The sequence below is a fragment of the Rhizobium sp. O111 genome, from assembly GCF_055616315.1.
Window position 1 is genome coordinate 567360 of the sequence record NZ_JBSHXL010000003.1, and the last position, 26253, is coordinate 593612.

At 56.7% G+C, this 26253-nt stretch carries 21 protein-coding genes and 4 pseudogenes; 11 read left to right on the forward strand and 14 right to left on the reverse strand.

What is annotated here, in order from left to right; genetic code table 11:
• Window positions 1–133: 133 nt before the first annotated feature.
• Both ACVTFQ_RS28410 and ACVTFQ_RS28415 read left to right on the forward strand, forming a co-directional pair.
• The gene (locus ACVTFQ_RS28410) at window positions 134–574 is read left to right on the forward strand and encodes a MarR family winged helix-turn-helix transcriptional regulator (RefSeq protein WP_470424333.1); all 441 of its coding nucleotides are present in this window, start codon (window positions 134–136) and stop codon (window positions 572–574) included.
• Window positions 575–662: 88 nt separating this feature from the next.
• On the forward strand, window positions 663–1079 hold the full coding sequence (locus ACVTFQ_RS28415; protein ID WP_470424334.1) for a hypothetical protein: 417 nt from the start codon (window positions 663–665) through the stop codon (window positions 1077–1079).
• Window positions 1080–1164: 85 nt separating this feature from the next.
• On the opposite strand, the gene ACVTFQ_RS28420 is transcribed toward ACVTFQ_RS28415, so the two are convergent.
• Window positions 1165–1467 carry a hypothetical protein gene (locus ACVTFQ_RS28420; RefSeq protein WP_470424335.1) on the reverse strand — a complete coding sequence of 101 codons (303 nt, stop codon included), beginning with the start codon at window positions 1465–1467 and terminating at the stop codon, window positions 1165–1167.
• A gap of 16 nt (window positions 1468–1483) precedes the next feature.
• Window positions 1484–1906, reverse strand: coding sequence for a response regulator (locus ACVTFQ_RS28425; RefSeq protein ID WP_470424336.1), 423 nt, complete (start codon window positions 1904–1906; stop codon window positions 1484–1486).
• Between the two features lie 71 nt (window positions 1907–1977).
• Between ACVTFQ_RS28425 and ACVTFQ_RS28430 the strand changes: the two genes are divergently transcribed.
• The gene (locus tag ACVTFQ_RS28430; protein ID WP_470424337.1) at window positions 1978–2106 is read left to right on the forward strand and encodes a hypothetical protein; all 129 of its coding nucleotides are present in this window, start codon (window positions 1978–1980) and stop codon (window positions 2104–2106) included.
• A 225-nt stretch (window positions 2107–2331) separates the two neighbouring features.
• Window positions 2332–2583 (forward strand): hypothetical protein, encoded by a 252-nt coding sequence (locus ACVTFQ_RS28435; RefSeq protein WP_470424338.1) that lies wholly within the window; start codon window positions 2332–2334, stop codon window positions 2581–2583.
• A gap of 8 nt (window positions 2584–2591) precedes the next feature.
• Here ACVTFQ_RS28435 and ACVTFQ_RS28440 read toward each other — a convergent pair whose 3' ends face one another.
• Complete coding sequence (locus tag ACVTFQ_RS28440) at window positions 2592–3080, reverse strand: invasion associated locus B family protein (protein ID WP_470424339.1); 489 nt, start codon at window positions 3078–3080, stop codon at window positions 2592–2594.
• An 804-nt stretch (window positions 3081–3884) separates the two neighbouring features.
• Window positions 3885–3989, reverse strand: a pseudogene (locus ACVTFQ_RS28445) (IS6 family transposase); the annotation flags it as partial.
• A gap of 823 nt (window positions 3990–4812) precedes the next feature.
• Between ACVTFQ_RS28445 and ACVTFQ_RS28450 the strand changes: the two are divergent.
• Window positions 4813–5625, forward strand: a complete 813-nt coding sequence (locus tag ACVTFQ_RS28450; protein WP_470424340.1) for a PRC-barrel domain-containing protein — start codon at window positions 4813–4815, stop codon at window positions 5623–5625.
• Between the two features lie 1010 nt (window positions 5626–6635).
• Here the strand turns inward: ACVTFQ_RS28450 and ACVTFQ_RS28455 are convergent.
• A pseudogene (locus tag ACVTFQ_RS28455) lies at window positions 6636–7043 on the reverse strand (BCCT family transporter); the annotation flags it as partial.
• Between the two features lie 54 nt (window positions 7044–7097).
• Between ACVTFQ_RS28455 and ACVTFQ_RS28460 the strand changes: the two are divergent.
• Window positions 7098–8243: pseudogene (locus ACVTFQ_RS28460) on the forward strand (type II toxin-antitoxin system HipA family toxin); the annotation flags it as partial.
• 118 nt (window positions 8244–8361) lie between these two features.
• Here ACVTFQ_RS28460 and ACVTFQ_RS28465 read toward each other — a convergent pair.
• The 4 genes from ACVTFQ_RS28465 to ACVTFQ_RS28480 all read right to left on the reverse strand — a co-directional run bounded on the left by ACVTFQ_RS28465 (window position 8362) and on the right by ACVTFQ_RS28480 (window position 14248).
• Window positions 8362–9555, reverse strand: coding sequence for a serine hydrolase (locus tag ACVTFQ_RS28465; protein WP_470424341.1), 1194 nt, complete (start codon window positions 9553–9555; stop codon window positions 8362–8364).
• 150 nt (window positions 9556–9705) lie between these two features.
• A complete protein-coding gene (locus tag ACVTFQ_RS28470; RefSeq protein WP_470424342.1) occupies window positions 9706–10104 on the reverse strand; it encodes a hypothetical protein in 399 nt (132 codons plus the stop codon).
• Between the two features lie 60 nt (window positions 10105–10164).
• On the reverse strand, window positions 10165–11757 hold the full coding sequence (locus tag ACVTFQ_RS28475; protein WP_470424343.1) for a peptidoglycan D,D-transpeptidase FtsI family protein: 1593 nt from the start codon (window positions 11755–11757) through the stop codon (window positions 10165–10167).
• Between the two features lie 67 nt (window positions 11758–11824).
• Window positions 11825–14248 (reverse strand): penicillin-binding protein 1A, encoded by a 2424-nt coding sequence (locus tag ACVTFQ_RS28480; protein WP_470424344.1) that lies wholly within the window; start codon window positions 14246–14248, stop codon window positions 11825–11827.
• A gap of 223 nt (window positions 14249–14471) precedes the next feature.
• On the opposite strand from ACVTFQ_RS28480, the gene ACVTFQ_RS28485 reads away from it, so the two are divergent.
• Window positions 14472–15374: a LysR substrate-binding domain-containing protein gene (locus ACVTFQ_RS28485; protein ID WP_470424345.1), complete on the forward strand. Its 903-nt coding sequence runs from the start codon at window positions 14472–14474 to the stop codon at window positions 15372–15374.
• A 473-nt stretch (window positions 15375–15847) separates the two neighbouring features.
• Here ACVTFQ_RS28485 and ACVTFQ_RS28490 read toward each other — a convergent pair whose 3' ends face one another.
• Complete coding sequence (locus tag ACVTFQ_RS28490; protein ID WP_470424346.1) at window positions 15848–17071, reverse strand: MFS transporter; 1224 nt, start codon at window positions 17069–17071, stop codon at window positions 15848–15850.
• A gap of 1 nt (window position 17072) precedes the next feature.
• Window positions 17073–18479: an amidase gene (locus ACVTFQ_RS28495; protein WP_470424347.1), complete on the reverse strand. Its 1407-nt coding sequence runs from the start codon at window positions 18477–18479 to the stop codon at window positions 17073–17075.
• A gap of 199 nt (window positions 18480–18678) precedes the next feature.
• Between ACVTFQ_RS28495 and gcvA the strand changes: the two genes are divergently transcribed.
• On the forward strand, window positions 18679–19566 hold the full coding sequence (gene gcvA, locus ACVTFQ_RS28500) for a transcriptional regulator GcvA (protein WP_470424348.1): 888 nt from the start codon (window positions 18679–18681) through the stop codon (window positions 19564–19566).
• A gap of 12 nt (window positions 19567–19578) precedes the next feature.
• Here the strand turns inward: gcvA and ACVTFQ_RS28505 are convergent.
• Window positions 19579–20400 (reverse strand): annotated as a pseudogene (locus ACVTFQ_RS28505) (IS256 family transposase); the annotation flags it as partial.
• A gap of 198 nt (window positions 20401–20598) precedes the next feature.
• Between ACVTFQ_RS28505 and ACVTFQ_RS28510 the strand changes: the two are divergent.
• Window positions 20599–20946 carry a hypothetical protein gene (locus tag ACVTFQ_RS28510; RefSeq protein ID WP_470424349.1) on the forward strand — a complete coding sequence of 116 codons (348 nt, stop codon included), beginning with the start codon at window positions 20599–20601 and terminating at the stop codon, window positions 20944–20946.
• Between the two features lie 188 nt (window positions 20947–21134).
• Here ACVTFQ_RS28510 and ACVTFQ_RS28515 read toward each other — a convergent pair whose 3' ends face one another.
• Both ACVTFQ_RS28515 and ACVTFQ_RS28520 read right to left on the reverse strand, forming a co-directional pair.
• Window positions 21135–22337 carry an RHE_PE00001 family protein gene (locus tag ACVTFQ_RS28515; protein ID WP_470424350.1) on the reverse strand — a complete coding sequence of 401 codons (1203 nt, stop codon included), beginning with the start codon at window positions 22335–22337 and terminating at the stop codon, window positions 21135–21137.
• Window positions 22338–22576: 239 nt separating this feature from the next.
• Complete coding sequence (locus ACVTFQ_RS28520) at window positions 22577–23464, reverse strand: LysR family transcriptional regulator (RefSeq protein WP_112435718.1); 888 nt, start codon at window positions 23462–23464, stop codon at window positions 22577–22579.
• On the opposite strand from ACVTFQ_RS28520, the gene ACVTFQ_RS28525 reads away from it, so the two are divergent.
• On the forward strand, window positions 23385–23903 hold the full coding sequence (locus ACVTFQ_RS28525; RefSeq protein WP_470424351.1) for a helix-turn-helix domain-containing protein: 519 nt from the start codon (window positions 23385–23387) through the stop codon (window positions 23901–23903). The genes ACVTFQ_RS28520 and ACVTFQ_RS28525 overlap by 80 nt on opposite strands.
• A 409-nt stretch (window positions 23904–24312) precedes the next feature.
• Window positions 24313–25227: a recombinase family protein gene (locus ACVTFQ_RS28530; RefSeq protein ID WP_112435716.1), complete on the forward strand. Its 915-nt coding sequence runs from the start codon at window positions 24313–24315 to the stop codon at window positions 25225–25227.
• Window positions 25228–26253: the final 1026 nt, after the last annotated feature.

The window sequence follows — 26253 nt, forward strand, 5'->3', positions numbered from 1 at the left end:
GAATATGGTCCGCGAGTGATCAGCCGACGCCGGCGCTTTGCACCGTCTCCCGCATCGGCCGCACTCGCTGACCGTTCTCCTGGCTTGGTTCGTCATTTATATCACATCATGACGTTTTTGGAAGGACTAATGAATGCCTCGATCGGGACGCCGGACATCCGGCCTGGCTGACGAAGTCTATGATGGCCTCGCAGGCTTCCGGCTCGCCATGAGACGGTTCCTGTCGTTCAGCGACGCTGCGCTCGCCGAGGCGGGCGTCACTTCGCAGCAGTATCAGGCTCTTCTTGTAGTACGCACGGCGCCGGACTGGAAAGTGAGGCTTCGCGATCTCGCTGAACAGATGCTGATGCACCATAATGGCGCGGTCCAGCTCGTTGACCGCATGTGTTTGGCAGGCCTGACAGAACGGATACCCGCTGAAGACGACAAGCGGAGCGTGCTGATTGTCATGACCACCAAGGGCGAGAAGGTTCTTGAAGCTCTGGCTAAGATCCATGTCGACGGCATGCTCGAGAATGAACCGCTCCTGGCAGAATCCCTCTCGCGACTGCGACAAGTCACCGAGCTCGCCTGACCGGCGTCACCGTTTTTTGATCACTGCGTGATTGACCTCTGCCCTCGATTTTGTATCATGTTATGATATAAACCAGAGGAGAACAGCTATGGAAAATGGCGAAAGTGGCTGGTCGGGATACCGGCCTTCCAAGACTCTTTGGGGGTGGTCGATCGTTGGCGCCTCGGCTCTGACGATGGTGCTCGGCTTCACCTGGGGCGGCTGGACGACATCAGGCAGGGCGAACGTCATGACGGAGATTGCCGTCCGTAACGCCAAGGCGGATCTGGTCGCAAGCATCTGCGTCCATAACTTCGTGAGCGCCAGCAATGCACAGGAAAACCTGAAGGCCCTGCAGGCGAAGTCTTCGTGGCAGCGTGAAGACTTCATCACCGAAGGCGGCTGGGCGACGGTCGCGGGGATCGACGGGACCGTCACGAATGCGGCCGACACGTGCGCCGACCAACTCGTCAAGATGAAGGAACTGCCGCGATCGGGAGGAGACGCCCCAGTTACCGACAGCTAGGTTTCGACCAGGCGTGATGAGATGCTTGGTTGGCGCGAGGCCCGCCCGAAATGATTTCGGACGGGCCATTTTCTTTGGAAGTCCCCTACCGTCCGGCGCCCATGGCCCCTTGCAATGCCAGCAGTATCTCCTTGGTCATAAGATGTGCCGCCATCAGAACTGCGGGAGACAACGGTCGTCCATCGCGGGCGTCGCGGCAGATCTTGAGGAGGCCGACAAGCTCCACCGGGTTCTCAATGAAACCATCCAGCGCCTCTTCGACGTCCTCGGGAAACTGTGATCTGACATTGAAGGCGACCTCGCTGTCCTCGTTCAGCACTCCTCGTTCGATCAGGATGGATTCCAGCCGGCCCAGCCAGAGACCGAGCTCTGCACGTCTGTCGATCATGGTGTCGCGCCCTCCTTCACGCGAAGATACGCATCCCTTCTGGCGGCGAGCCGCGCCCGCCCTCGCGAATCGTCCTCAGGTATTCGAGAACGCTACCGATCAGTTTCGGCTGGGCGGGTTTCGATATCAGGCCGATGACTTTCGAAAGATCGGTAACGATCATCTCGGGATTGGCCGTGACCATGACCACCGCGACGCCGAAGTCGTTCGCGAGGTATTGCGCAATCCTCGGTCCGGTAGCCCCGTCGCGAAGGTTGACATCGACCAGGGCGATGGTTGCAAACGGGGCAAGCCGCTGCGCGCTCTCGAAACTATCGGCAATCCCCACGACCTCGTAGCCGGAACTCTCCACGATATCTCGAAGATCCACCGCGATTAGCGCGTCGTCCTCCACGATCAGAATTCTTCCCAAAGCCATCCGCCTCCCCCTACTGTTCATGCTGCATTCAGGATTGACATTATGCGCGAACAGTTAAAGAATGTCATCACATGATACAAAGGAGCGAACGATTGACCAATAGCGTCATCCTTTCCGCGGTGTTCGCAAGCTACGTCGCGGTCATGTTTGCTATAGCGTCGATCCCTGGCGAGGCCCCGTCCGAGGTGTCTCGGGCCGCACTGGTCAAGACGTCGAACTGAACGCCTGCGGAACGTGGACTGCCTACGGCGTTGACCGTCGATCATGTCCCCTGACATCAAACTCATCCTAACGAGCGTCGCCCTGTTCGTCGCCGCAATCTGGGGCGGCGCGATCTACGTCCTTCTGCAGATCCAACGGTCATCTACATCATGACGTGATATATAATGCCGCGGCTGGAACTGCCGGGGCGTCAGATCCATTACTCCCTTGAAGGAGTTTTGATCATGCAGCGTTCCCAACAAGAACAGAGTCCTCCCCCATCGGTGAACGAAACCGAGATTGAACCCAGGTACGATGTTGGAAGCCTGCGGCGACGCTACGGCATCGGCCGACACGAAGCGGAGCGCCTTCTGCTAAGGTTTGGAAATTCGAAGCACGAACTGGACCTGCTGCTTTCTGGCAAGGGCCGAACCGGTTCGCACCGCCTGAGGGAACTCGCGACGCCTGACAGCAAGGCTCCATTCGGGATCGGTTGAGCCCTCCTTCACTTGCAGCGAGCTACGCGCTCCAAAGCAGCCGTGACCCCTGATAGCGAGTACTCGTAGCTGGTACGCGTTCCTCTAGCCGACGTCGCCTGTAAGGTCATGCGGCTCCCGGATCGAAGCGCGTTGATGAGTTCGGGTTCCTGCGTGGCGTCGGAGACCCAGGCAGTATTGTCCTTTACGACCATCTTGAACTTCTTCTCGCCAACCGATACCTGCACCCGCGAACCGGCCTGCACTGCGTAGCCGAGGATGGCCTCTGGCTCGTTGCCGCCGCCTTTTTCCGCTGGCGCGATCAGGAAGTAATTGTTCCCGTGATCGACGTCGGCGGGTCTGGCTTCCTTGGGCACCGAGAGCGCGTAACACACGGGCTTTCCGTCTCTCTTGAAGGAGTAGACGCCCCAGTCGCCGCTCTGGGAGACCATTCTGGGCGCAGCATAGGCGGTAAGCGGCATCGATACGGCGACGAGGAGGCCGGCAAGCTTTTTCATTATTTTCCTTTCTGAGAGTCGGGTCAGGGTTGGCGACGAACTGTCGAAGGCGAACTACTCGCTCGCTTGCCGCGAATGAACCTGACCTGTTCGGAGGTGACGCTTCCATCAACGACGACGCCTTCCCAGACCCTATTTCCGAGCTGGCAGGTGACCAGGAGTCCGTCGCTCCCGGTCGCGGAGGTCGTGGAAACCGATATGAGGTTCTGCAGACGGTAGCGCTTGAATTCTTTCGTCGAAAGTCCCAGGCGGTCCGCAAGGACCTCGTCAGTCGGCAGGGATGGGGGATTGAGTGCATCTGACACGCTGACGAGGTGCTCCGGTCAATAATATCATGGAATGATATAAATCGTACCGCACCAGAGGTTCAACCCTTTTTTGGAAAGCAGAGGTCCTATGTTTACGCTACGGTCGCTGAACCAGGCGCCGCCGTGATCTTAATCTTGTCTCCGAGAGAGATCTTGAAGGTGCCTCTCAACCACAATCCACTATGGTTCTTAGAGCAGACAAGGACGGGTGAGCGCTTCAGTGCGAAGGAAAGGAGATCGCTCAAACTTGGCGGGTCAGCCTGCAAACCGCGCGGAGGGATATCGCGCGTTGCAGCGCGGCCATCCTCCATTGGATAGTCGCAGCTTGGCGGAAGCATTTGATCTGGGCAGCGTAGCGATTTAGCGGGATCGAAAGGCGGACGGCTGAGAAGATCGAGGTAAATTTACAGCGACCCAATCGAGCTAAATCCTTGCTGGGTTCGTTCACGCTTAGAAATGGCAGATGCAAATTCTCGCCCCTGTTGTTCAGACCTTAATGAGAGCGATGCTCAACGGCGGGCATGACCTGACGGCGGGCGGCGCTCTAGGATAGCAGCTTGTCGGTGATGATGCGCTGGGCGCCAATCCCTTATTTTTTTAGAGCATGTCTCCCGAAAGTGGCTGCCCATTTCGGGATCAAGACATGCGGAAAAACAAAGATCTAGAGCGCGACGAGCGAATATGAAAGATCGCGTCGCGCTATATAAAAACGGACCAGCAATCGCTTGGCCGCTTTAGTGTTGCGGCGAACCTGAACGATTTCAAACCCGATATCCGTCTTGGTCCTCGGCGCGTCACAGCAGCACTTTCTACCTCCCTTTGAACCGCAGCTTCGTCGAGATGCCACACGTCGCTGCATGAAGGCGCTTTTCGGTGCGACCGCGCGGTCATCATCAACTCATGCGGACCTACACCATCGACGGATCGTCTCATACGATACTGCCGCGCCGCGTTCCAGCATCATTTCCTCGACTTCGCGCAGGCTGAAATTGAACTGAAAAGACAGCCAGATTGCGCGGGCGACGATTTCGATAGAGATGCGATGTTTCGGTCGGCGTCGAGCTGTCATCATGCCCGACTACCGCAAACCGATTGACGAAAAATCAATGGGACAACAGCCACACGACCATTACGGCAGCGGCGGACCAGGATGCGATGCCAGAGCGACATGCGATGTCCCTGGCAATGCGGGATGAGGTCCACTTGTTCTCTTGTCGGCCTGATCGCCTCATGCCGCGTGTTTGCTCGCCTCAACGGTCCCCGTTCACCAAATATCGGAACTATTCGGACCCTTGTCAGTTAGCAATAAGCGGAGTTCATCCGGCTCGTTCATTTCAAAACGGATTTGTTGTGTTATCGCAGTGCAAAAATCTCCGTTGCATTTTTTTGCGATCGGGCCAACCGAAAAAAACGGGGAGATTCCCATGAAAAAGTTTGTTACAGCCACAGCCCTCGCCGCAGCACTGTTTAGCGGAACGGCTTACGCGGCGACGATGGCACCGATGGCGATGTACCAGCAACAGCCAACCGACATCATGGCATCCAAGTTCATTGGCATGCGCCTTTATGCGACCGAAACGCCGATTACGGCTGACATGATGGTCAAATCGGGCGCTGAGAAGGACTGGGATGATATCGGTGAGATCAACGAAGTGATCCTGAGCCGCCAGGGTGAAGTGAAGGCGGTCGTTTTGGGTGTCGGCGGGTTCCTTGGCATCGGCGAAAAAGACGTTGCCATCGCGATGAAGGACGTCAAGTTCGTGCGCGATGGTGACGGTCCGGATGATTATTTCCTCGTCGTTAATGCAAACAAGCAGATGCTGACGGATGCGCCCGCTTACAAGGCGCCAAGCACCACGATGGCAAACAATACGGCGACGACTCCTGCCCAGACCGGAACGGCTGACAACACCGCGATGATCCGTCCGGACATTAAGCGAGACGGCTACCGCGCATCGGATATGAAGGATCTCACCTCTGAAACTCTTACCGGAGCGCATGTTTACGGCGCGAAGGACGAGGACATCGGTGAGGTCGACAAGCTGGTCCTCAACGCCGACGGAACGGTCAAGCAACTGGTGCTAGATATCGGCGGGTTCCTCGGGATGGGAGAACATCGTATCGCCGTGCCTCTCAATCAGGCAAACATCATGCGCAACGAAAAGGGCGACGACGTCAGAGTTTATGTCGATGCCACCAAGGAAAAGCTGAAAGCGCAACCTGAGTATACCAACTAACCATCCAGACGCCGGTCCATAAATGGACCGGCGTCAACCTGATCAGGGATTTGGCAGCAGAAGAACGGCAAGTGCGGAATTTAGGGCGTTCAATTCAATCCAAACCGGATCAGGGAAGAACGACTTTCAAGAGCCTAGAACGTCTATATTGTGCTGCTTGGTCGCTCAGGATGTCGAAATGTCCGATTGAATTTCTCGATCCACGGCCTTCTGATGGGCGGGATACCTAGCCGCCGTGACGACTTTAGTGATCTGCGGCGAATGGATGTTCAGCAGACACTGTACCTCGATGTGTTTCTGTGGTGCAGCTGGCCAAGGTTGCTATGGGGACGCCCGCAACGTCTGAACTTTGCTCATGCGAGTGTCTGATACCGCAGCCAGACGGACGAGCCGAATTCTATCGTTAATTCAGCATTCTCGATGGACAGCTGCTGCTGCAACCGAACCTCACGCAGCCGGTCGCGTTGGGGTATGAGCCGGCGGCCCCGCCACAGACGCGTGCGGTTTGTCGCGCGACGTTGGCACTGCGGGTCCTTGCGCGTCACCTTCTTGTTTTTTCGTGGCTTTGATCGGCCTGGCCGAACGTCAGTTGGTGTCCTTGTCGCAAATGCGCAGGCCTATGTAGCCATGATTTCCGGCTTCGTTGTGGTCGACTGGTTGGCGTTTGCCTCGACAAAAAGCATCAAAGAACGTCAATCTGTGATCGGTGTGTCAGACCTTTCCTGATTTTGGTCAGAATCGGACGTGCCTTTACTCGCGCGATTGCGTTTGTCTTTTTTATCCTCCTGCTATCTACCTCGCCTTCACTCGTAATGACCGGAAAGCTCTTTCGCTGTGTAGTGTATGTCTGTGCCGCTCTGCATTGTTGCACCTCTTTCACAGAGAGGCTGGGATGCGACCGTTCCTTCAAACCATGCAACAGAAAGCAATTCGTGGTGAGCGGCTAAACCCGTCCGCCACCACGCTCTGTCTGAAACTACACACCGGATTGATGTTCCGGGGCGCTGTGGACCGAAATAGGCCAGCGACAGTCCAACCACCGCATATATCGCCCAGGCGTGGATGCCCCAATGGAAGAAGGTGACGGTCATCGCCTCTCGCATGGCTTCGATCGAGCGAGGTTCGGCCGTTGGCGGTGCCATGAAGTGCGTCATCGGCTCGCCGACGGCATAAAACATAAGCGCGATACCCATGCCGGCGGCAAAAAGTATTGCGATCCATGAGACGAAACGGAAATCCGGGACAGAATCGTCCGGGCCGAGCTTCAATTGTCCAAAACGACCGAAGCAGAGCACCAGCACCGCGAGCAGGAAGATGCCGACCGAAAGCATATAGAACCAGCCGAAGGCGCCGAGGATAGAGGTCTGGATCGCCCCGAACAGCGCCCCGGCCTGGCCGATAGTGACGGTAATCTTGATGACCCGACGTAAATGATGTCACTTTTCCGTATCTGAAATACGCGAAAGTTCCATATTGTGCCCCTCGTTGGCGAAAACATCGATAAAACCCATAGCCACCGCCAAGCGGAGGCTGGGGAAACTGGTCCAGCTCATGCGCGGCATCTACGTTGACGCTGATGATGATATAGATCAGACGGTACGCGCCCATGCGGTGCGCATCGCCAAATACCTCTATCCGAATGCCTACCTCTCGGCCGCCAGCGCCGTGCTGCTTGGCCCCATGCGTGATGGCCGCCCGTTTCTGACCGGCCGCCGCGTGCAGCGCCAGCGTATCAGAGCGCTTGAAATCATTCAGAACAAAGCGCCGGACCACCCCTCTGTCGCCCAGGCGGTGGTCGGCGATGACATGGGCGAGTTCCGCGTGGACGTGTCTTCGCTGCGCCAGCGTTTTCTGGAAGCCTTCCGCATCCGTAGTGAACATGCGGCCTCATTTGACGAAGACATGAAAGAGGCAATCGCTGCACGGCTGATCGAAGAATACGGAAGTCCGGAGAGCGCCGCCGATGCGGTGTTTAAGCTTGCCCGCGACAATGACTGGCTTAACGAAGGGAGTGCGGGTGAGCGTTTCCTAAAACGGAAGCCAACGGCCGCTGTCGCCGTTACCAACCAGGCTGCGCTCGATCTAATCGTTGCGTGGCATGGCGCCGCAATCGGCAACTTGGTGCATGATGGCTTCGAATGGCGATAGAAGGCATCCGATCCGGATGGCCCGCCGCTTGTGCACCAGACCACGCCCGGCAAATTGCCGCCCTTCATCGAATCGCTGTTGCCGGAAGGCTGGTTGAACCGAGTGCTGAACAGCCCGGACGAGCGGGCGGAAATGCGCACCGGTAAGCGCTATATGTCGAACATCACGATCGTAGAGCGAGCGAGCTGACGACGCTTCCAGCCGACATTCTACTGACGCGGCTGGCCGGCTTCACGACAAATCACCTGTTTACAGGGACCTATGTCGGCCCCGGCCAGGGTGATATTCATGATAGTTTCGAACAGAACCTGGCAAAAATCTTCGCAACGGGCGCAACGCCGCGCCTGTCAGGCGTTCAAATCAAGGCGCCAATGTTTCTCGACGCCACCGGTACGCTTATGCCCAGTTCGAAGAGCGGGCCATTCCATCCTCCTGAAACCATGGCCATTATTGTCCTCGTTGCATTTGAAAATGGAATCTGCCCACGTACGAAATGTAGGCCGATAACGTTCCTGTTGGAACTAAGCTTCGTTTTCATCTTATGCTTAAGATATTCTGGCCGCGTCAGGATCACAAAAGACCCGCGCTTCAGTTCGGAAGTACGAGGCAATGATAGGAATAATCCCTAAGCGACTGGCAGGCCGAAATAGCGGAGGAGCGGCTAGCAAATCCGGTAAATCTTGCTCGATGAAGCGTGGCGGTCCCGCTTTTGATCATCTGCGTATAGGAGGAAATTTCGGAGTAGTTGGCGAGGGCTTCAAGCTGCGCCTTCGCAAGAAGGTCTCGCGCGGATCGATCTGTGTCCGTCGCCGCGATTTGGATTTCCCAATTCCTCCGTTTGGCCACTAAAATCCGCGTGGTCGCTTCTTGACTAACTGCGGCGGTTTCTACAGCGTATGCTCTAAACGCCGCAGTCGGTACAGGAATATTTCTCTTTGGGATCTCCACGTAGGCCCGAGCAATCGCCGGGCCGCGTTTAATCGAGGCAACTGCCATTGCTTCATCCAGCAGTGCCGTCATGCGTTCATCGCGGCTTCGAGCCGTCTTGCCACCTAGTACGACGCCGACAACATGTCTCCCGTTATCGTTGACTGCAGACACTATGTTGAAACCTGATGCATTGATATAGCCGGTCTTGATCCCGTCCATTCCGTTGTAGCGGTACATCAGCCTATTGTGACCTTCCACAAGCTTGCCTCTAAAGGAAAAGCGACGTGTCGAGAAAAGAGCATATTCTTTCGGGAAATCCCTCATCAGCGCCATGGCAAGCGTCGCCAAGTCACGGGCAGTTGTCACCTGGAGCTCGTCTGGCAGGCCGGAGCCATTTCGAAATACCGTACTTCTCATCCCAAGCTGTTTGGCCTTCCGCGTCATCATTTGCCCGAACTTCAATTCGGAACCGGCCAAATGATCACCTATTGCTTCGGCTACGTCATTGGCTGATTTTACGATCATGCCATATACGCCTTCCTCCACCGTGAAAGTTTTACCTACTGGCACATCTAGCTTAAAAGGAATGGTAGAAGCACCGTTTGCTGACATTACGATATCCTGTTCCCATCGAAGGCGACCATCGTGTAGAGCTTCGAAAACAAGATAAAGGGTCATCATCTTTGTAAGGGATGCGGGATGATTGAGCGTATCCGCATTGTGCGATCGCAGGAGCCTTCCGTTGTTAGCATCAATGATTAGATCAGCGTATCCCGCCTGAGCTGATGTTGTCGAGAAGCTCGCTTGGATCGCAAAGACCGCAAGAAATTTAATAAGAAATCGCGATTTCATAAAGGGTCCTTTGTCCGGGAAGCCATTGATATGTTATCAACTTTTTAGGAACGGGCCCCGATAAACTTTGAATTTGTCGCGTGTGACAAAGGCTTTTCATAGGATCTATTCCTACTTTAGGTTTGCCCGCATGACTTTTTGGAAGAGAGATCAATCACGCGACGCAAGGCAGGGGTCGAGCAAAATATGCTTGTTATCTTGGATCTTCACGCCGCCGCGTACAGTCACCGTGTCGTTGACACTCATTCCATTGTCGGAGTACGTCACGCATAACACACGGATGCCCGGCGTTGAGCAAATGCCAACGTACCAGAGTACCCCGTCGGTATCCACGATCGTCAGCGGTCCAGTTGCCCACAAATCGACTCTCTGCTCACTTTCGAGCTTTAGGTTCAAAATTGCGCGGCCAAGATCCGCGCAGGTGGCAATTTCCGTCGGTGTCCCTTCCGGAAATGTCAGACCCGGTCTTCCTAGGTATGGATCCTCCTGGCCCAGGGCCGATGACACATACGACAAGAGGACGACTATGTTTAGAGCTAGGCGTGTCATGCTTTATCCGCTTACAGACGATGTTGGGAAGATCCGCTCTGAAGGCGGCAATCCTGATATTTAAAGAGACTGGCTTGGCAGCACATCGAACGACGGCAACTCCCCCAGCATGGGTAGAATCCTGCTGAACACCGCACTACCAGTCGGTACCGCATTCCATCCGGATGTGCGGAAGCCATGGGTTTCTGGAAGACCCTTTGGTTCATCCAGAAGCGTAAGCACTAGAAATCTAGGGGCGTCGGCGGGAACAATTCCCATGAAAGAGGTGATGTTCAAGGTCTTCGAATATCGACCATCTACAACTTTCTCTGCAGTGCCTGTCTTACCGCCTATCAGGTATCCTGATACTCTGCCTTTTTGAGCTGAGCCTACATCAGCGTTCAGCTTCAAAAGATAGCGCATTGCGTCGGTCGTTTCGGTCTTGACAAGGTCAATGCCAAGAATCCTGGGAGGCAAGGCAGACGTCTTAATGAAGGTAGGTCGGATGAGCCGCCCTCCGTTAACGAGGGCAGCGACGCCAATACTGGCCTGCAGTGGTGTGACCGCGATGCCGTGACCGAAAGAGGCCGTCGCCGTTTCGATGGCGTTCCAGCGCTTCGGAAGTATCGGAGTGGCTGTTTCCGGCAGCTCCGTCCGAAGGGTTTCCAACTGTCCGAATTGTCGAAGCCAGCGCCGGTGGGTGTCCGTCCCGATGTCCAGAGCAATCTTCGCCATAGAAATATTCGACGAGTAGATGAATGCCTCCGGGAGAGACAGTGGCCGGTACTTGCCTTGAAAATCGTGGATACGCGCACGACCGAAGGCGAGTGGCTTGCTGGCATCAATCACCGAGTGGATCGAGTATCGGCCAGAGTCGATAGCCATCGCGGTGGTCAACGCCTTAAATGTTGAACCCATTTCAAAATTGGCTGCGGCGATCCGATTTATGCGATCGGGCTTAAGCGCGTCCGAGGGCGCATTCGGGTCGTAGTCGGGTAGGGATGCGAGAGCGAAAACTTCTCCGGTGTCGACCTGAAGCACCAGCCCTGCCGCCGCCTTGGCCGAGTATTTCTCGATTGCCTTCTTTAATTCGGACTCGAGTGCGTGCTGTACACGAATATCGATCGTCGTGACGATCGGTTTCAATACATCAGCCGAGGTATCCATGCCACTTGAACGTAGGTCCGCCAGCCCATCTGCCTCCATCCACTTCTCCAGCCCCGAGATGCCAATGTTATCTACATCCACCGCGCCGAGTACATGTGCAGCCAGTGATCCATTGGGATAGAAGCGCTTTGTCTCGTTGCGGAAACTGACCGCTGGAACTCCGGCATTCCATAACGCTTGTTCTTCTAAAGGAGTTATCTGGCGCTTAATCCAAGCAAAATGCCCGCGAGTGGCAAGCTTGTCATGGAGTTGGCGCTTGTCGATCTCTGGAAAAACAGAGGTGATGCGCTCGACCGCCTCGTCAACATCAACGATCAATTTCGGTATCGCGAAAGCACTTTTGAACGGGAGATCCATAGCCAAGATCGCACCATTTCTATCCAAAATCGCTGGACGGCTGTTCGCAGCGATCCTCGGCACATTGGCAAGCAACGGGGGTTCCATGAGACCGAGAACCGTTAGACGTCCGAGGATGAGAGCAGAAATGATTACGAATGCCGCCATCATGAGCAGGAGCCTGCCATTTTTGCTCCGGCCGCTCGTCTTTGGGATTGATCGCGTGATACGGCGCATTTCAATACAACCCCCCGGTGCTACGCATCAGCAGGTCGAGCAACGCATCATCAGATTTTCCTGACGTTGAACTGACTTCGGAGTTGTCCGTATCAGCAATCACACCACACGGCGACATGCACGGGCCGGTGCCCGGCTTGAATGCTTCCAAGAGCGAACCCGACAGTTCTTCTGTTGCCGTTCCATTTCGGCGGTCGATACGTTGGAGAAGCATGCCCTCCGGACGTTGAAACGGAGCAATCTCCCGGCCCTCGAGCGCCGTTTTCATGTAGTCGATGAAGACTGGGGCAGCGAGGCCCCCTCCGGTCTCGCCAGAGCCCATAGGCGTCGGCGTATCGTAGCCCATAAAAACACCGGTCACCAAATCCGGCGTATAGCCAACAAACCAGACGTCCTTCTCGTCGTTTGTCGTTCCTGTCTTCCCCGCAAGCGGCACTCCGAGCACATTCACGCTCCGCGCCGTGCCGTGCTGTACCACGCCTTGCAGCATCGAGGTAATCTGGTAGGCGGTCATAGGGTCGAGCACGGATTCCTCTTCGTCAACCACAGTTGGTTCCGGCTGCCCACTCCATGACGCAGCGTTACAGCCTTCACACCGTCTTTGTTCCTGCTTGAAAATGTTCTGGCCGTCGCGACCTTGGATACGATCGACGAAGGACGGCCGGACTTCACGGCCACCATTGGCGAAGACAGCATAAGCAGCGACCAACCGCATCAGTGTGGTTTCACCAGCGCCAAGGGACATCGGAAGATATTCCTTCAGATCATCATAAAGGCCGAACCGTTCGCTGTAATGAGCCACGACATCCATACCCACGGCTCGCGCAAGTCGCACCGTCATCTGGTTGCGACTGTTTTCCAATCCGGTTCTGAGTGTGGAGGCGCCTCCGGAACGACCGTCATAATTCTTGGGCCGCCATAGTCTGCCTGCGCCATCGGGAATGGCCAGGGGTGCATCGAGCACTAACGTCGCGGGGGTGTAGCCAGCGTCTAGTGCCGCAGCGTAGACGAACGGTTTGAACGACGAGCCTGGCTGACGGAAAGCCTGGGTCGCGCGGTTGAACTGTGATTGCGAGTAAGAGAAGCCACCCGCAATCGCTACCACCCGACCGGTTCGTGCCTCCATTGAGACCAGTGCTCCCTGAACATGTGGTGGCTGGCGTAGGCGATAACCCTTATTCGTGTTCTCGACATAAACGACATCGCCCACAGAAAAAACTTCGGACGCGTCGGTGGCGCATCGTCTTTCGCCTGCGTTTCGGGTGCACAGAGCCCAGCCGAGCGATTTCATATCCATCTCGATTGGAGCTTCGTCGCTGACCTCCAGATTTAAAACCACGCCCCTCGCATCGACCCGTGTCACCACGGACGGGCGCCACTCGGGGACGTCCACCAGATGCCCAACCTTTTTGGCGGCGGATGGCCAGTCGTCTTCGTTCTCTAGGTGGAGTAGCGGTCCGCGATAGCCCTTTGCCTGATCATACTCAACGAGGCCTTTCTGCAACGCGTTCATCGCGGCACGTTGAAGCACGGGGTTCAAGCTCGTGCGCACGCTGAACCCAGAACGATAAAGTTCGACCTCGCCATATTTCGCCAGCAGGAACCTGCGCACTTCTTCCGTGAAGTATTCCGCCTTTTTAACTGCGGGCAGGTCGTCCCTGAGAACAACCTTCAAAGGCTTCGTCGTCGCCCGAAGCGCTTCGGCCCTGCTAATGAACCGGTTCGCCAGCATCTGCTCTATCACCCAGTTCCGACGTGCGATCGCTCGGTCGCGGGCCTTGATCGGATGATAGTTGTTTGGTCCTTTCGGAAGCGCTGCGAGATAGGCGGCCTCGGCGATGTCGAGTTCGGCGACGCCTTTGCCGAAGTATGTCAAAGCTGCCTGTGCCACCCCATAGCTCCCGGCCCCCAGGTAGATATCGTTGAGATAGAGCTCGAGCAATTGGTCCTTGGTATAGGCCTGGCTTATGCGGACAGCCAACAGCGCTTCCTTCAGCTTCCGCTCGAATGTCCGGTCATTCGTCAACAGGAAGTTTTTGGCGATCTGCTGCGTAATCGTCGAGGCTCCGATGAGGCGGTGACCGCTCAAGCTGTTCTCTATGTTCGAGAGGACGGCCTGTCCGATGCTGAGGGGATCGATCCCAGAATGGCTGTAAAAGTTCTTGTCCTCGGCAGCGAGAAAGGCGCCTCTTACTCGCTGCGGAATAGCTCCGATCGGCATGAAAAGGCGCTTCTGGTGCGCAAACTCCGCCAAAAGCGATCCGTCACCGGCATAAAGCCGTGAGGTGACGGAGGGTTGCCAGTTGGCAATTAGCGTATGGTCAGGAATTCCGACGCTGAAACTTGAGACTAATGCGTAGAGCATCAGCGCGAGCATGACCCCCAAATTGACGCCGACACTTAAAATCGCTGCCAAACGTTTCATTCAATACTCCGTCTACATCCAGCTCCACTTGCCATGACTACAATCTCAAGGCAGTAAAAAGCAGCCTCTCTTCGCCTGAGACGCTCTGTTTATTGTCGGTGAGTTGATCTTTGCGCCGAATTCTTTCGCCGCCGCATATTTTGATGATGGTTTGATATAGGGGTTGATGCGACCGCACAAACGACGTTATTTAAGGCCAGATGCAAATTTAATTTGGGGTTTCATGGTCCGCCCTCATCTGCCACTCAACGCACTCCGCGCTTTCGAAGCCTCCGCCAGACATTTGAGTTTCACGCGGGCTGCAATCGAGCTAGCGGTCACGCAGGCCGCAGTCAGCCATCAGGTCAAGATTCTTGAGGACCGATTGAAGGTCAGCCTCTTCAAGCGCGTATCGCGGGGTCTGAAGGTTACTGCAGAAGGGGAGGCGTTATTGCCTGTCGTGCGTGATTCATTCGACCGTATGGCCGACATGCTGGAGCGTTTCGAGGGGGGGTTCGTTCGGGAAGTCCTCACCGTCGGAGTGATCGGAACATTCGCGGTAGGTTGGCTTTTGGCACGTCTCGGAGACTTTCGAATACGCCATCCACAGATCGAACTGAGACTGTCGACCAACAACAATCGCGTGGACATTGCGGCAGAGGGTCTGGATTTTGCTATCAGATTCGGCACTGGCGCCTGGCACAATATCGAGGCGGAGCACCTGTTCGAGGCGCCGCTTTCAGCGATCTGCATTCCGGACTTGGCGAGGGAACTAGAACGCCCGGAAGACCTTTTCACGAAGGTTCTTCTTCGATCCTATCGCGCAGATGAGTGGACCGGATGGTTCGCGGCCGCCGGCGTGACAGGAGAGCCGCCAATCGCCAATGGCATAATGTTCGACTCGTCTCTCGCCATGATCGAAGCGGCACTGCAAGGCGCAGGGGTCGCACTCGCACCACCGCTGATGTTCCAGAGGCAGCTATCCATTGGCTCACTGCTACAACCCTTTGACGTTTTCGTCTCGCGTGGGAGCTATTGGCTGACATCGCAAAAATCTCGTAGCGAAACGCCTGCGATGTCAGCTTTCAGGAAGTGGCTGCTCGAGGCGTCCTGCTCCGTCGCGACAGAATCGCACGCAGTGGATTGAGTTGGAACGTCTCTAAACTAGGCATTAGAAAAATTATGGCTTAGCAACAACGGATTTTGATTCCACGTCGCCGATCCGGTCACATAGACGCAGAGCTTGGCTTTGATTTAATCGAGGACACATATCAGGTGGAACAGCAAAGCGGTGTGTAGCAGTTGCGACCGTTGGAAGCGAGAACTGTTCCAATTTGCTTGCCGGCGCATTCAAGGAGGGCCTTGTTTTCTCTTTGCATCCGATGGTTTCTGACGCGATTATCGTCTCAATCGTCGTGCAATGTGTAAAGGAGTGTTTCGCAAAGCTCGCGACCGGCCGCCGTTGCCGCATCGGCATTGTCACAAAGATCTGTCATCCCGCCAACAGCGCAAAACTCATTTTAAAGACAATCGCCTGCCAAGAAGGAGTATCAGAGGAGTACTTGGCTAAACGCTAAGCGATGTTTGCGCCCTCATGATGATCTGTTCTTTCAGACAATTTTATTTGACTGACTCCTTCATCGAGAACGCAGCCACGATTGCCGCGATAATGTTTGCGGCCATACTCACGAGAACGGGTAGCAGGTAGCTATGACTAATATCGAAGATGAAACCCGCAGCGCTGGGACCGACCAATGTGCCGATCGCTACACTGGTATAGAGAACCCCTATGATGCCGCTGACGTAGCGTCCACCGAAGTGATCCATGACGACGGAGGGCAGGATCGCCACCCAACCGCCATAGAAGAGGCCAAACATCAGAGCGAAGAATGCGAGCGGCCAAAAGCTTGTTGCAAAGACCCAGATTGCAAGCGCGACTGCCATCCCAATGAACATGATAAAAAGGAATAACTGGCGCCCGACCTTATCGCCAAGACCGCCAAGGAAGAAGCGCCCAAACGTGCTGCCAATGCCAATGGCGCCGAGGAGCAGAACGGCGGCAGATTGGTCTATCTCATGGTCCAATGCGTATGGAACGAGATGCACGAATGGCACGAAAACGCCGAACGAACAAATCAGGCAGGCGACATACAGCCCCGCGAATTGCCGAGATCTGATCGCCTCACCCACCGAAGCCCCGGTGCCGGCCGCTCCAGATTGACCGACCCCCATAGGAACCCCGTCTGGCCCGGTTCCCTTGTCGCGAGGATCATTCGAGATAAACCAGGACATGCCCACGCCGATCACTAAGGAGAGCCCGGCAAGCGTCAGATAGGCATTCCGCCATCCTGACCACTCGATCAGCCAAGAGGCTAGCGGCGGCATAACCAAAGTCCCCACTCCTATGCCGCTTACCGCGATGCCGGACGCGAAGCCTCGACGCCTCAGGAACCAGCGCTGGACTACTCCGATCGCCGGTACATACGCGCACCCGATGCCGAGCCCGACGCCAAGGCCATAAGCCGCATAGACCTCGTAAATGGTGCGGGCGACGCTGGCAGCCGCAAGGCCGGCGCCCACCAGAATCATGCCAAGCACGCCAAGTCTTCGTGCGCCCCATCGATCGGCTAATGGTCCGCTCACGACGCCCAAGCCAAAATACAGAAATCCAGCCAGCGAAAAGACGACCGATACGGAGCCCCGCGACGCTCCGAAGTGTTGTTGCAGCGAGGGTACGAATGCGCTGAAGGTGTAGGCGCTTCCAAAGCCGACAAAGGTGATGGCGAACACGGATGCGACCACGATCCAGCCATAGAAGAGACGATTAGTACGTGGGGCCTCCATGTCACGCCACCGGATGATTTTGGTGCCAGGCCGAAACGCTCTGGAACGCTACACCCGCTCGGACCAGTGTTGCTTCCCCGAGATGACCGGAGACGAGTTGGAAGCCGATCGGCATACCCTCTCGAGAAAAGCCGCCGGGCATGGTCAGGGTTGGGTGACCCGACATATTGAACGGGCAAGTGTATCGCTGCAGCATGGCGATCAGGTTTGGTTGTTCGCCGAGCGTTTGAACCTTTGCGAGCGTTAGGGGAGCAAACGGCTGAACTGGCGTGAGCAGCAAATCGATCCTGCCGAACAGCGCTTCCACTCGACGGTTGAACGCCCTACGCCGTAGCAGGATTTCTTGATACTCCACGCCCAAGATCGCATGTCCCGCCTCAATGACCGATGCGAGGACGCTGCCGTATTGATCTTTCTGTGCGGGATACGTTGCCTTGTGTGCTAAGGCCGCTTCGACCGCGCAGTTCGGTACCCAGTCGGCGACTGTTTGAGTAACGTCGGGAAATTCTGTATCGACGATCTCAGCCCCAAGCTCCGCGAACGCGGTGATGGCTTCAGCAAGAACCGCCTGCGTGCCGGCATCAACGCCGTCGCTGTTCCAGCCAACATCGATGCCAATCCGCATGCCACGTAGATCACAGGTGATTCCCGCTATAAAATTTGGCACCGGATCCAAAAGCGCTGTGGGGTCCTTCGGGTCGCGACCCGCTATTGCTCCGAGCAGCAGCCCTGCATCCAGGACACTCCGCGCCATTGTTCCTACATGGTCCAGCGAGGGTGCCAGCTCGAAAACACCGTGACGGCTGACCCGCCCCCATGTTGGCTTCAATCCGGTCACGCCATTGGCCGCCGCTGGCCAACGAATGGAGCCACCAGTATCGGAGGCGATCGATCCGTAGCAGAGGCCGGCCGCTGTTGCGGCGCCCGAGCCGCTTGAGGAGATACCAGTCCAGTAATCGGCATTCCACGGATTTTGCGGAGACTTTACCGATGGATGGTGGTCGGAATAGGCGCCCTCCGTGAGCTGTGGCTTGCCGAGCAACACGGCTCCGCTCTCCATCAGGCGCCGAACAACCGTCGCGTCTTCATCGGAAATCATCTGGCGATGTATCGTCATGCCGGCGCTAGTCGGGAAACCTTTAATCCGGCAGAGATCCTTGACGGCAATAGGTACGCCATGTAGCGGACCACGGCTCCGCCCAACCGCTGTCTCCGCGTCAGCTACGTCCGCTTGGGCGAGAGCGGTGTCGGCCATCACCAGTGCGTAGCTATGCAACTCAGCGTCGAGCGTGGCAATGCGGTCCAATTGTGCCTGCGTCACATCCCGTGATGAAATCTGGCGACTGCGGATCAGAGCCGAGACTTCCGCGAGTTGGAGATAATGAAGTGCGGTGGATTTGTCGGTCAATTTGGATTTCCTTAGGTCTCGCGCGCTTGGCAATACGAGCATTGAACACGTCAACTCAAATTGCGTCTCGATAGTTTAGCTGAGCAGCATTGAAAGTTGGATGGAGGCATGTCAAAACTGCTTCATTAGAACCATATAGCTGCCATTCAGCCGGGTTAGCAAACCAGGTTTTCTCGTTGTTTTGAGTTAGATTATCTAAATGATTGAACGAAGATTCCCGCCGCTCAATGCATTGCGCGCATTCGAATGCGCAGCGCGATATCTATCTGTGAAGCTCGCTGCGGAGGAGTTGTGCGTCACGCCAGGGGCTGTCAGCCAAATGCTCCGAAACCTTGAAGATCATCTGGGTGTGAAGCTCTTCGAACGAGTGAATCGGGGAATCCTTTTGACGCCGGCGGGACGGGATTACCTCCCCCCGATCCGAAACGCTTTTCGTCAGATAGCCGAAGCATCCAAGCGCGTGGCTTACACTGCCGAAACCGGCGTCCTTACAGTCAGCGTCACTCCCTTCTTCGCATCGGCTTGGCTTGTTCCGCGTCTGAAGTCATTTCAGGAAACCCATCCTGAAATCGACATCCAAATCCTCACTAGTAGCACGTTGGTGGATTTTTCGCGTGAAAGCGTAGATCTCGCTATACGTCACGGCACCGGCCGCTATCGTGGCTTGCAGAGCTACCGCGTCGTTTCCGTCGAAATGGTGCCCGTCGCGGCGCCATCACTTGTCGAGCGACTAGGCACACCGGAACAGTCCGGTGAGTTGACACGGTGGCCGCTAGTTCATGATGCCGACCGGAAGGGCTGGAACCTATGGTTTCAAGCGCAAGGCGTCGATGAGGTCGAGATTCCTCGCGGCCCGTCCTTTGACGATTCCGGCTTACTTTTGAGCGCCGTGATTGCCGGCCAGGGCGCGGGCTTGCTCCCGGCCGCGATGGTGGCGTCTGAAGTGAACGAAGGGCACCTCGTCAAGCTCGCAAAACCTACGCACATGGAAACCTTCGCTTATTACCTGGTCTATCCAGAAGCGAAGCACGCCGATCCTAAAATTTCGGCGCTTCGGGATTGGATTCTCCGGGCCGCCAACACGTGACCAATGTCGCCTTGCTGTTCCGATGAAGGCGGAAACAACCCGCCTGCCACTCTTGCCTGCATGCGCCAGCACATTGCGGGCGAAGTGGACCCGGCATCGCTGCCAACTAGCGCACAGGACCTTGGACACGGCAGCCTTGATGTCCTCGTGGGCATCGGAGATGACCAACTTGACGCCGCTTAGGCCTCGTCGCGTCAGCTTGCGCAAGAACTCTGTCCAGATTGGCTCAGCTTCCGAGGTCCCGACCTCCATGCCGAGGACTTCTCGTCGACCATCGGTGTTGACGCCCACCGCGATGATGGCGGCAACAGAAATAATGCGACCACCGCGCCGCACTTTGAGCTAGGTGCCGTCCATCCACAAATACGGCCAGTCGCCCTCGATTGGCCGATCGAGAAAGGCTTTGACCTTGTCATCGATCTCTTCGCACAGGCGGGAAACCTGGCTCTTTGAGATGCCGCTCATCCCCATGGCCTTGACGAGATCATCCACGGAACGCGTCGAGATGCCCTGAATGTAAGCTTCCTGGATAACAGCTGTCAGCGCCTTCTCGGCCATGCGGCGTGGCTCGAGGAAGGTTGGGAAGTAAGACCCTTTATACAGCTTTGGGATACGCAGCTCTACCGTACCTGCACGCGTCTCCCAGTCACGGTCGCGATAACCGTTGCATTGCGCCAATCGCGATGGGCTCTTCTCACCGTGGGCCGCGCCAGTTGCAGCGCTAACTTCCAATTCCATTAGTCGCTCAGCAGCAAAACCGATCATGTCGCGCAGAATATCCGCGTCCGGGGTCTTCTCCACAAGCTTGCGTAGGTCCATTATGTCGTTGGTCATCGATGTATCCTTCGTATCTGGTTGAGTGTCAGCAACCCAACCATACCAGAGATTATCGATGACCGCCCGCAAAGCCGCTCACTCGCTACAGCGCGCTAAGGGCGCGCTCGCGAGCGGCTTTGCTACCGTCGACCTACACCACGCTGGGGGGGGGCACGATCACAGAGAGGACGACCTTGATCTCGCGATGATCGGAGCGTGCTTGGCTGGATTCACATACAATCCCGTTGTTTCGACCCCTTTCCCTTCCCCGATACCTCCGACACCCAGAAATCCGCCATCGGCACTGTTGCCGAAGAACTCGATGCCCATCGCAAGCGGGTACTCTCAGATCATCCGCATCTGACGCTGACCGGCCTCTACAATGTGCTGGAACGGCTGAAGGCGGGTGCCAAGCCTGATGATTTCGACGTCAAAGAGCGCCGCATCTTCGATGACGGTCTGGTGCTGATCTTGAAAGAATTGCATGAAAAGCTCGATCTCGCCGTGGCGGATGGCTATGGCTGGCCCGCCGATTATCCGAAGATGTACTTGTATGACCCCTAACCACGCTCTGGTCTTGCTTTCTTAAATCATGGGTAGTGAACCTGTCTGCCGGCTTTCATGCAGCTTTTCTCAAGCGGCGGGATTGGCAACATCGCATCGAGCGCTTGCTCCTTCAACCAGTAAACCTTCTTAGATTCCAGCCGTTCCAGACCCTCAGCACGGCGCCTTAGCAATCGCCGATAGGCTAGCTAAATCATGCCCCATGCCCGAAACCTCCCCCTCCCCGTCATCTCGCGCAGGCCGAGCTCCAGCACGATCCGCCGCGCCGCCTGCTGCGTGACGCCTAGCGTCTCGGCCACCATGCCAGCCGAGACCAATGGCTTTGCCATCACCAGCTCGACCAGCTCCGGCAGTTTCGAAGACGTTCGTCTCCCCGACACCTTCCGCTCCATCATGGTGCGGGCCAGCGCCAGCCGATCGTGCTCCTTCAGGCCGATCTCGGCGGCCCCCAAGAATCCTTGGGCAATGGCCAGCAGCCGTGTATCACGATCGCGATGCCGGCGCCGATCGACGGCGATGGTTTTCAGGCCAACATTGATCGCCACCAGGTGGGCACCGGTGGTAATGCCGGCCTGGCGCAGCAGCGCCGCAGCCAGCAGCCGGCCGAACCAGGGAGCGTGCTGCGACACCGATAGCTCGTTCCAGGCATCGAGGGCGACGATCGCCGCCAGCACCGGCGGCAGCTCCTGCGCCTGTTGGACGACATCGCGCCATTCATCGAGCCGCGCGTCCTCATCCCAGTCGAGATCGTAGATTAGCGCCTTGCTGTCAGCGTCGCGGCCGCGAGCAGCGGCGCCGCTCGTGCCCGCACGATCGGGGCGCTTCGCGGCTTCGATCGCGGCACTAGAGCGCGCCAGGATCGCGTCGATGTCGGCGAAGACACGCATGTCCGGGTCGGACGCATCCGTGGACGCATTCGCGTCACCGACTTCCTCTCGCTCCCCCTCCCCTCCCCCTGCTGGTTCGCCATCAATTGCATCGGTGTCGCCCGCGCCATCGTCACCCAATGATGGTCCGGGCCCAAGCCCCGCCTGCGCCGGCGCTTGGCGCAGGGTGCGCAGGCCGTCAGGGCTGAGAGCCCAGGCCGGCGGCTGGCTGGCGATGCGCCGGCGGGAGCGGAGCACGTCGCGGGCGATGGTCAGTTCGTGGGTGGGGGCACGGACGTCGGCGCCGGCGTCGTGGAGGACGAGGTCCTCGAGATGCACGAGCTCGCCGTCGAGCCACAGCGAGGCGCAGGCGTCGGCAAAATTCTGGCGTTCAAGCAGGCCGGCACTGGCGGTCGAGCGGGCGATGCGCTCGTCGAGCCGGCACAAAGCGGCGGTCGCCTCGGTGACGGGTTTCAGCAGGCTCTGGATGGGCAGTTTGGCGAGATCGTAACGCATTGAATTCATGGTAAATCGTTCGTTAAACGAACGCTATATGATAATTACTATTCGTCACTGCGTACGATCTCGGGTTGGGTTTTCAACTATCGATAATTATAGGTTATCGATAGGAAAACGGTGCACAGCTGATCTCTTAATGTGTGCAACCGAGACCGATCAATTCATTGCGATTCTCAAGGTCGAGAATCGCCTTTTAGACGTGCTTGGTCAATCCTTCGGTGTCTTTAGCGCACGCCTTCCCAACATCACCCTCGCCGTACCATCGATTTCGCGATCTCGACGATATCGTCTCGCGACGCCGTCGGATCTTCCTTCGACCATGCAATGCCAAGCCCGATCTTGAAGTCGATCCCCCTCACCTTCTTGAGCACAAAGCTCCGGTTCGGGATGTCGGTCGTCCACTCCGGTGCAAAGCCGATGCCGAGACCGGCGGAGACGAGAGAGACCAGCGAATAGGTGTCGTCACAGCTATAGGCGACGTTCTTGCTCAGGTCGTACTCTTCGAACTTCTCATTGAAGTATCGTTCGGTGAAGGAGAGGTTCTGCCGGTTGAAGGCAATGATCTTCTGATCGCGTAGGTCCTCGATCGAGATCTCGTTGAGCGGAGCCAGAGGATTGCTCTCAGCCACCGCCAGAAGATAGCGTTCATGGGCAACCGAGAAGAAGCGCAGCGATCCGATGTTCTCGACCGGCCTGATGAAGCCAAGGTTGAGCTGTCCGGTTTCTAGGCCACGGATGATGTCTCCAGTGTTGCCTGAAGCAATGTGGATGCGGACATCGGGAAACTTGCGACCGATCTTGCCGAGGAACAGGGGCAGCATGCCCATGGTGGCCGGATAGACGGTACCGATCTTGATCTGGCGAATGCGACTACCACCTGCGGCCCGTGTCAGCTCGGTCGTCAGCTCCATCTCGCTGAGGATGCGAACAGCGCGGTCATAGAAGGTCTCCCCTGCCCTCGTCAGCTCGACCCGACGTGTGGAGCGGATGAACAGCGGACAGCCAAGCTCCCTCTCCAGCGCCATGACATGGTTGCTCAGCGCTGGCTGGGCGATGTTCATCTTGATCGCAGCCCGACCAAAATGCAGTTCCTCGGCTACGGCTCGAAAAAGGGATAGTTGGCGCAGTTCCATCGATAACCTCGAGCGGATCAAAAATCGAACACTACAGATTGTAGTTATAACACTCCAAAACGTTCATGGCCAGATTGTTATCAATCATGAACAAATTGTTCCTATGGACACACTGGCAAAACGCCTGAAGCAAAGAAGTGAGCACCTTGGGATCTCGGTCGCTGAGGCGGGTCGCCGTGCCGGTCTCGAGGAACGTCGTTTCGCGCACTACGTTGCAGGTCGACGCGAACCAGACTTGGCCACACTTGTTCGCATAGCAGAAGCACTGGGCACTACACCAAACTGGCTGCTGGGGTTCGACGCACATACCGAGAGCGAAAAGTGGCTGAGCGAGCTGTTGGATCGTTTCGCTAATGCCGCAATGGGAATGGCTCCTGAAGAGCTCAAAATGGTCGTCATCCAAGCTGAGGCAATTACAGCCGCGAAGGCGAAGCGTTAAGCGTCGGTCCCAGCTGACCAATCGTTGCGACTTGAAACGTTAACACGCGGATTTGCTTTGTTGCAGAGCGGGCATCTGAAATGGTCGCCCGGAACGCCTGGGGCCATACCCGCCTTCCGTATGTTGCTTAGCGGCTGCGGAACGAGCGACCTTTTCACAGTGAAACACAAGCATTCGATGTGATTTAGAGAAAGGTGCCCCGAGTGCGTCGGTTACGTCGCATTTTTCCGCTGTAGAGCGCCACCAGATGGCGCTGTCAACGTGAAATGAGTAACCATGAGCGCTACCGAGAAAATCGCGCCGTATGGCCAGCTATTAGCACGCTGATACACTCTTGCAAAAATAGTGTTATTGGCACATTCTATATCTGTACAATTTATTGCATGCTCAAAGATCGGGACCCACTGCGGTGCAAGAAAAAGTAGACAATCACAAGTCCGCGACCCGTCTCGTAGGATACACACGTTTCTCGTCCGCTGGCGATCAAGCTAACGATCGACAGGTCGATGACCTCCGGGCGGCTGGTTGTGACCGCATCTATCAGGAGCATCGATCCGCCTCGTCACAAGAGAGGCCGGTCTTGGTCCGCCTACTTGCGGAGCTGAACGCTGGAGATGCTTTGGTCGTCGCCCGCCTGGATCGCGTCGCGCGCTCTGCTAGCGACCTTCTGGGGCTAATTGAAAAACTCAAAGTTCGAGGGATCGGCTTCCGATCTCTCGGTGATCCCATCGACACGACCGGGCCGCTGGGTGCCTTTTCCATCCAAGTTCTCGGCGCGATCGTAGAACTTGAAAAGGCGCAAAGCGCCGAGCGCGCGAGAGAAAGTATCAAGGCAGCAAAAGCTCAAGGTCGATTTCCTGGCAACCCCGGTCTTCGGGAAAGGCGCCCGGAAGCGATTGAAGCTGCGTCCAAGGCACGCGAGAAGCTTTATATCGATGGTCTCAATGCCTCGTCGGAAACCTGGCTTCCGGTCGTTAGGCAACTGCGCCCAAAGCACAGCTGGGATAACGTCGTCGATGTTCTCAACCGACGCGGCCAAGATTGGACCGTAGAGCGCCTCCGTCGAGCGGTACACCGTCTGGTGCGCGAGCAGCTAGCAGAAAAGGAGCTCCTTGACCGCTCCCCTCGCCGCGCTCCCGAAGACCATCTGATGAAGAAAGTAGCGGCAATCACGATCGCTGATCCAAGCTTATCGCTGCGCGACATTGCAAGTGAGCTTGAGAAAATGGGAGAACGACCGGCACGTGGCGGGAAGAAATTCCAGGCCTCATCTGTTCGAGATCTGCTGGATAAGGCCCACAGATTTGGTCTCATCCGCCGTTAGGATCCAGATGCCCGACGCCTGTGTCTACCTCCGTCCGACAGGACTATTACACCAGGGTAGTTGCTCTTGACCCTATCTCATGCTTTCGGGCGTTGCGGTGTCCGTCAAGCGAAGCGAAGAACTGACCCCTTGCAGACGTAGTCGACCTGATCAGTCGTCTCGCTCCCTCGGCCGACATCTCTGGAAGTCCGTCACGCCACGGCGCCCACGCAAAGCCGAAAGCTTTTTCGGGGTGGTCATTACAGGTGGTTGGCGACCCAACCCGAGCACTGTCGCCCACTGCTGACTGGGAAATCTTCCCCGGTCTGCCGCGTACAAGCGACCTTGCTGGTCAGTATCCAGCCCTACCGATCGCTCCTCGACGTCAGGTCGAAAAGCGCGCAGCATGTTGTGGAAGACTCAACATCGCCAAAGCCTGCCGGATGAAGCGAAAGCCTCCCGAGGTCCGAGCCGTTCTTCGAATGATCCCTCGCGGCGGCTCATGCGAGTGCCGATACCGGTCGCCGAACGCAGCAAACGCCAGCCCATGAGCACCACTGGAAAGCCGTAGCGTCAAAGACGCTAGAGCATGACGTAGGGCACACGGCACCCGAACAAACGCTGATCAGCGCCGAGGCATCATGGCCCGGCATTCGTGGCCAGCGCCAGCTTTCAAACCATGCGGTTCCATATTGGCTGCGCCTCAAGATCGAGCGCTGCAGATTTCGGGGCTCAGATACGTTCGGTCTCATTGCTTTGCTAAGGACCCAATCGCCTCTTCTGCAATGGCGCGTTCGCAACGGCATGCGAAGGTTTCCCCAGCAACCTGGCTCCTTGTGTCGACGGAGGTAAGCTTCGTTTGCCGTACCTTACCAGAAAGACACACGCACAAACAGCCGTTACAATTGCCGTCCAAGGAGCGCATGTTGCGACGGGACGATTAGCCATCCTGGGACCTGAACAGACACGACGGCCCCGCCAAATAGCCGTCGCACACACTGGCGCCAACGTCAGCAAACTGGCGCACCCGAGCACGCCTCGCGAAGC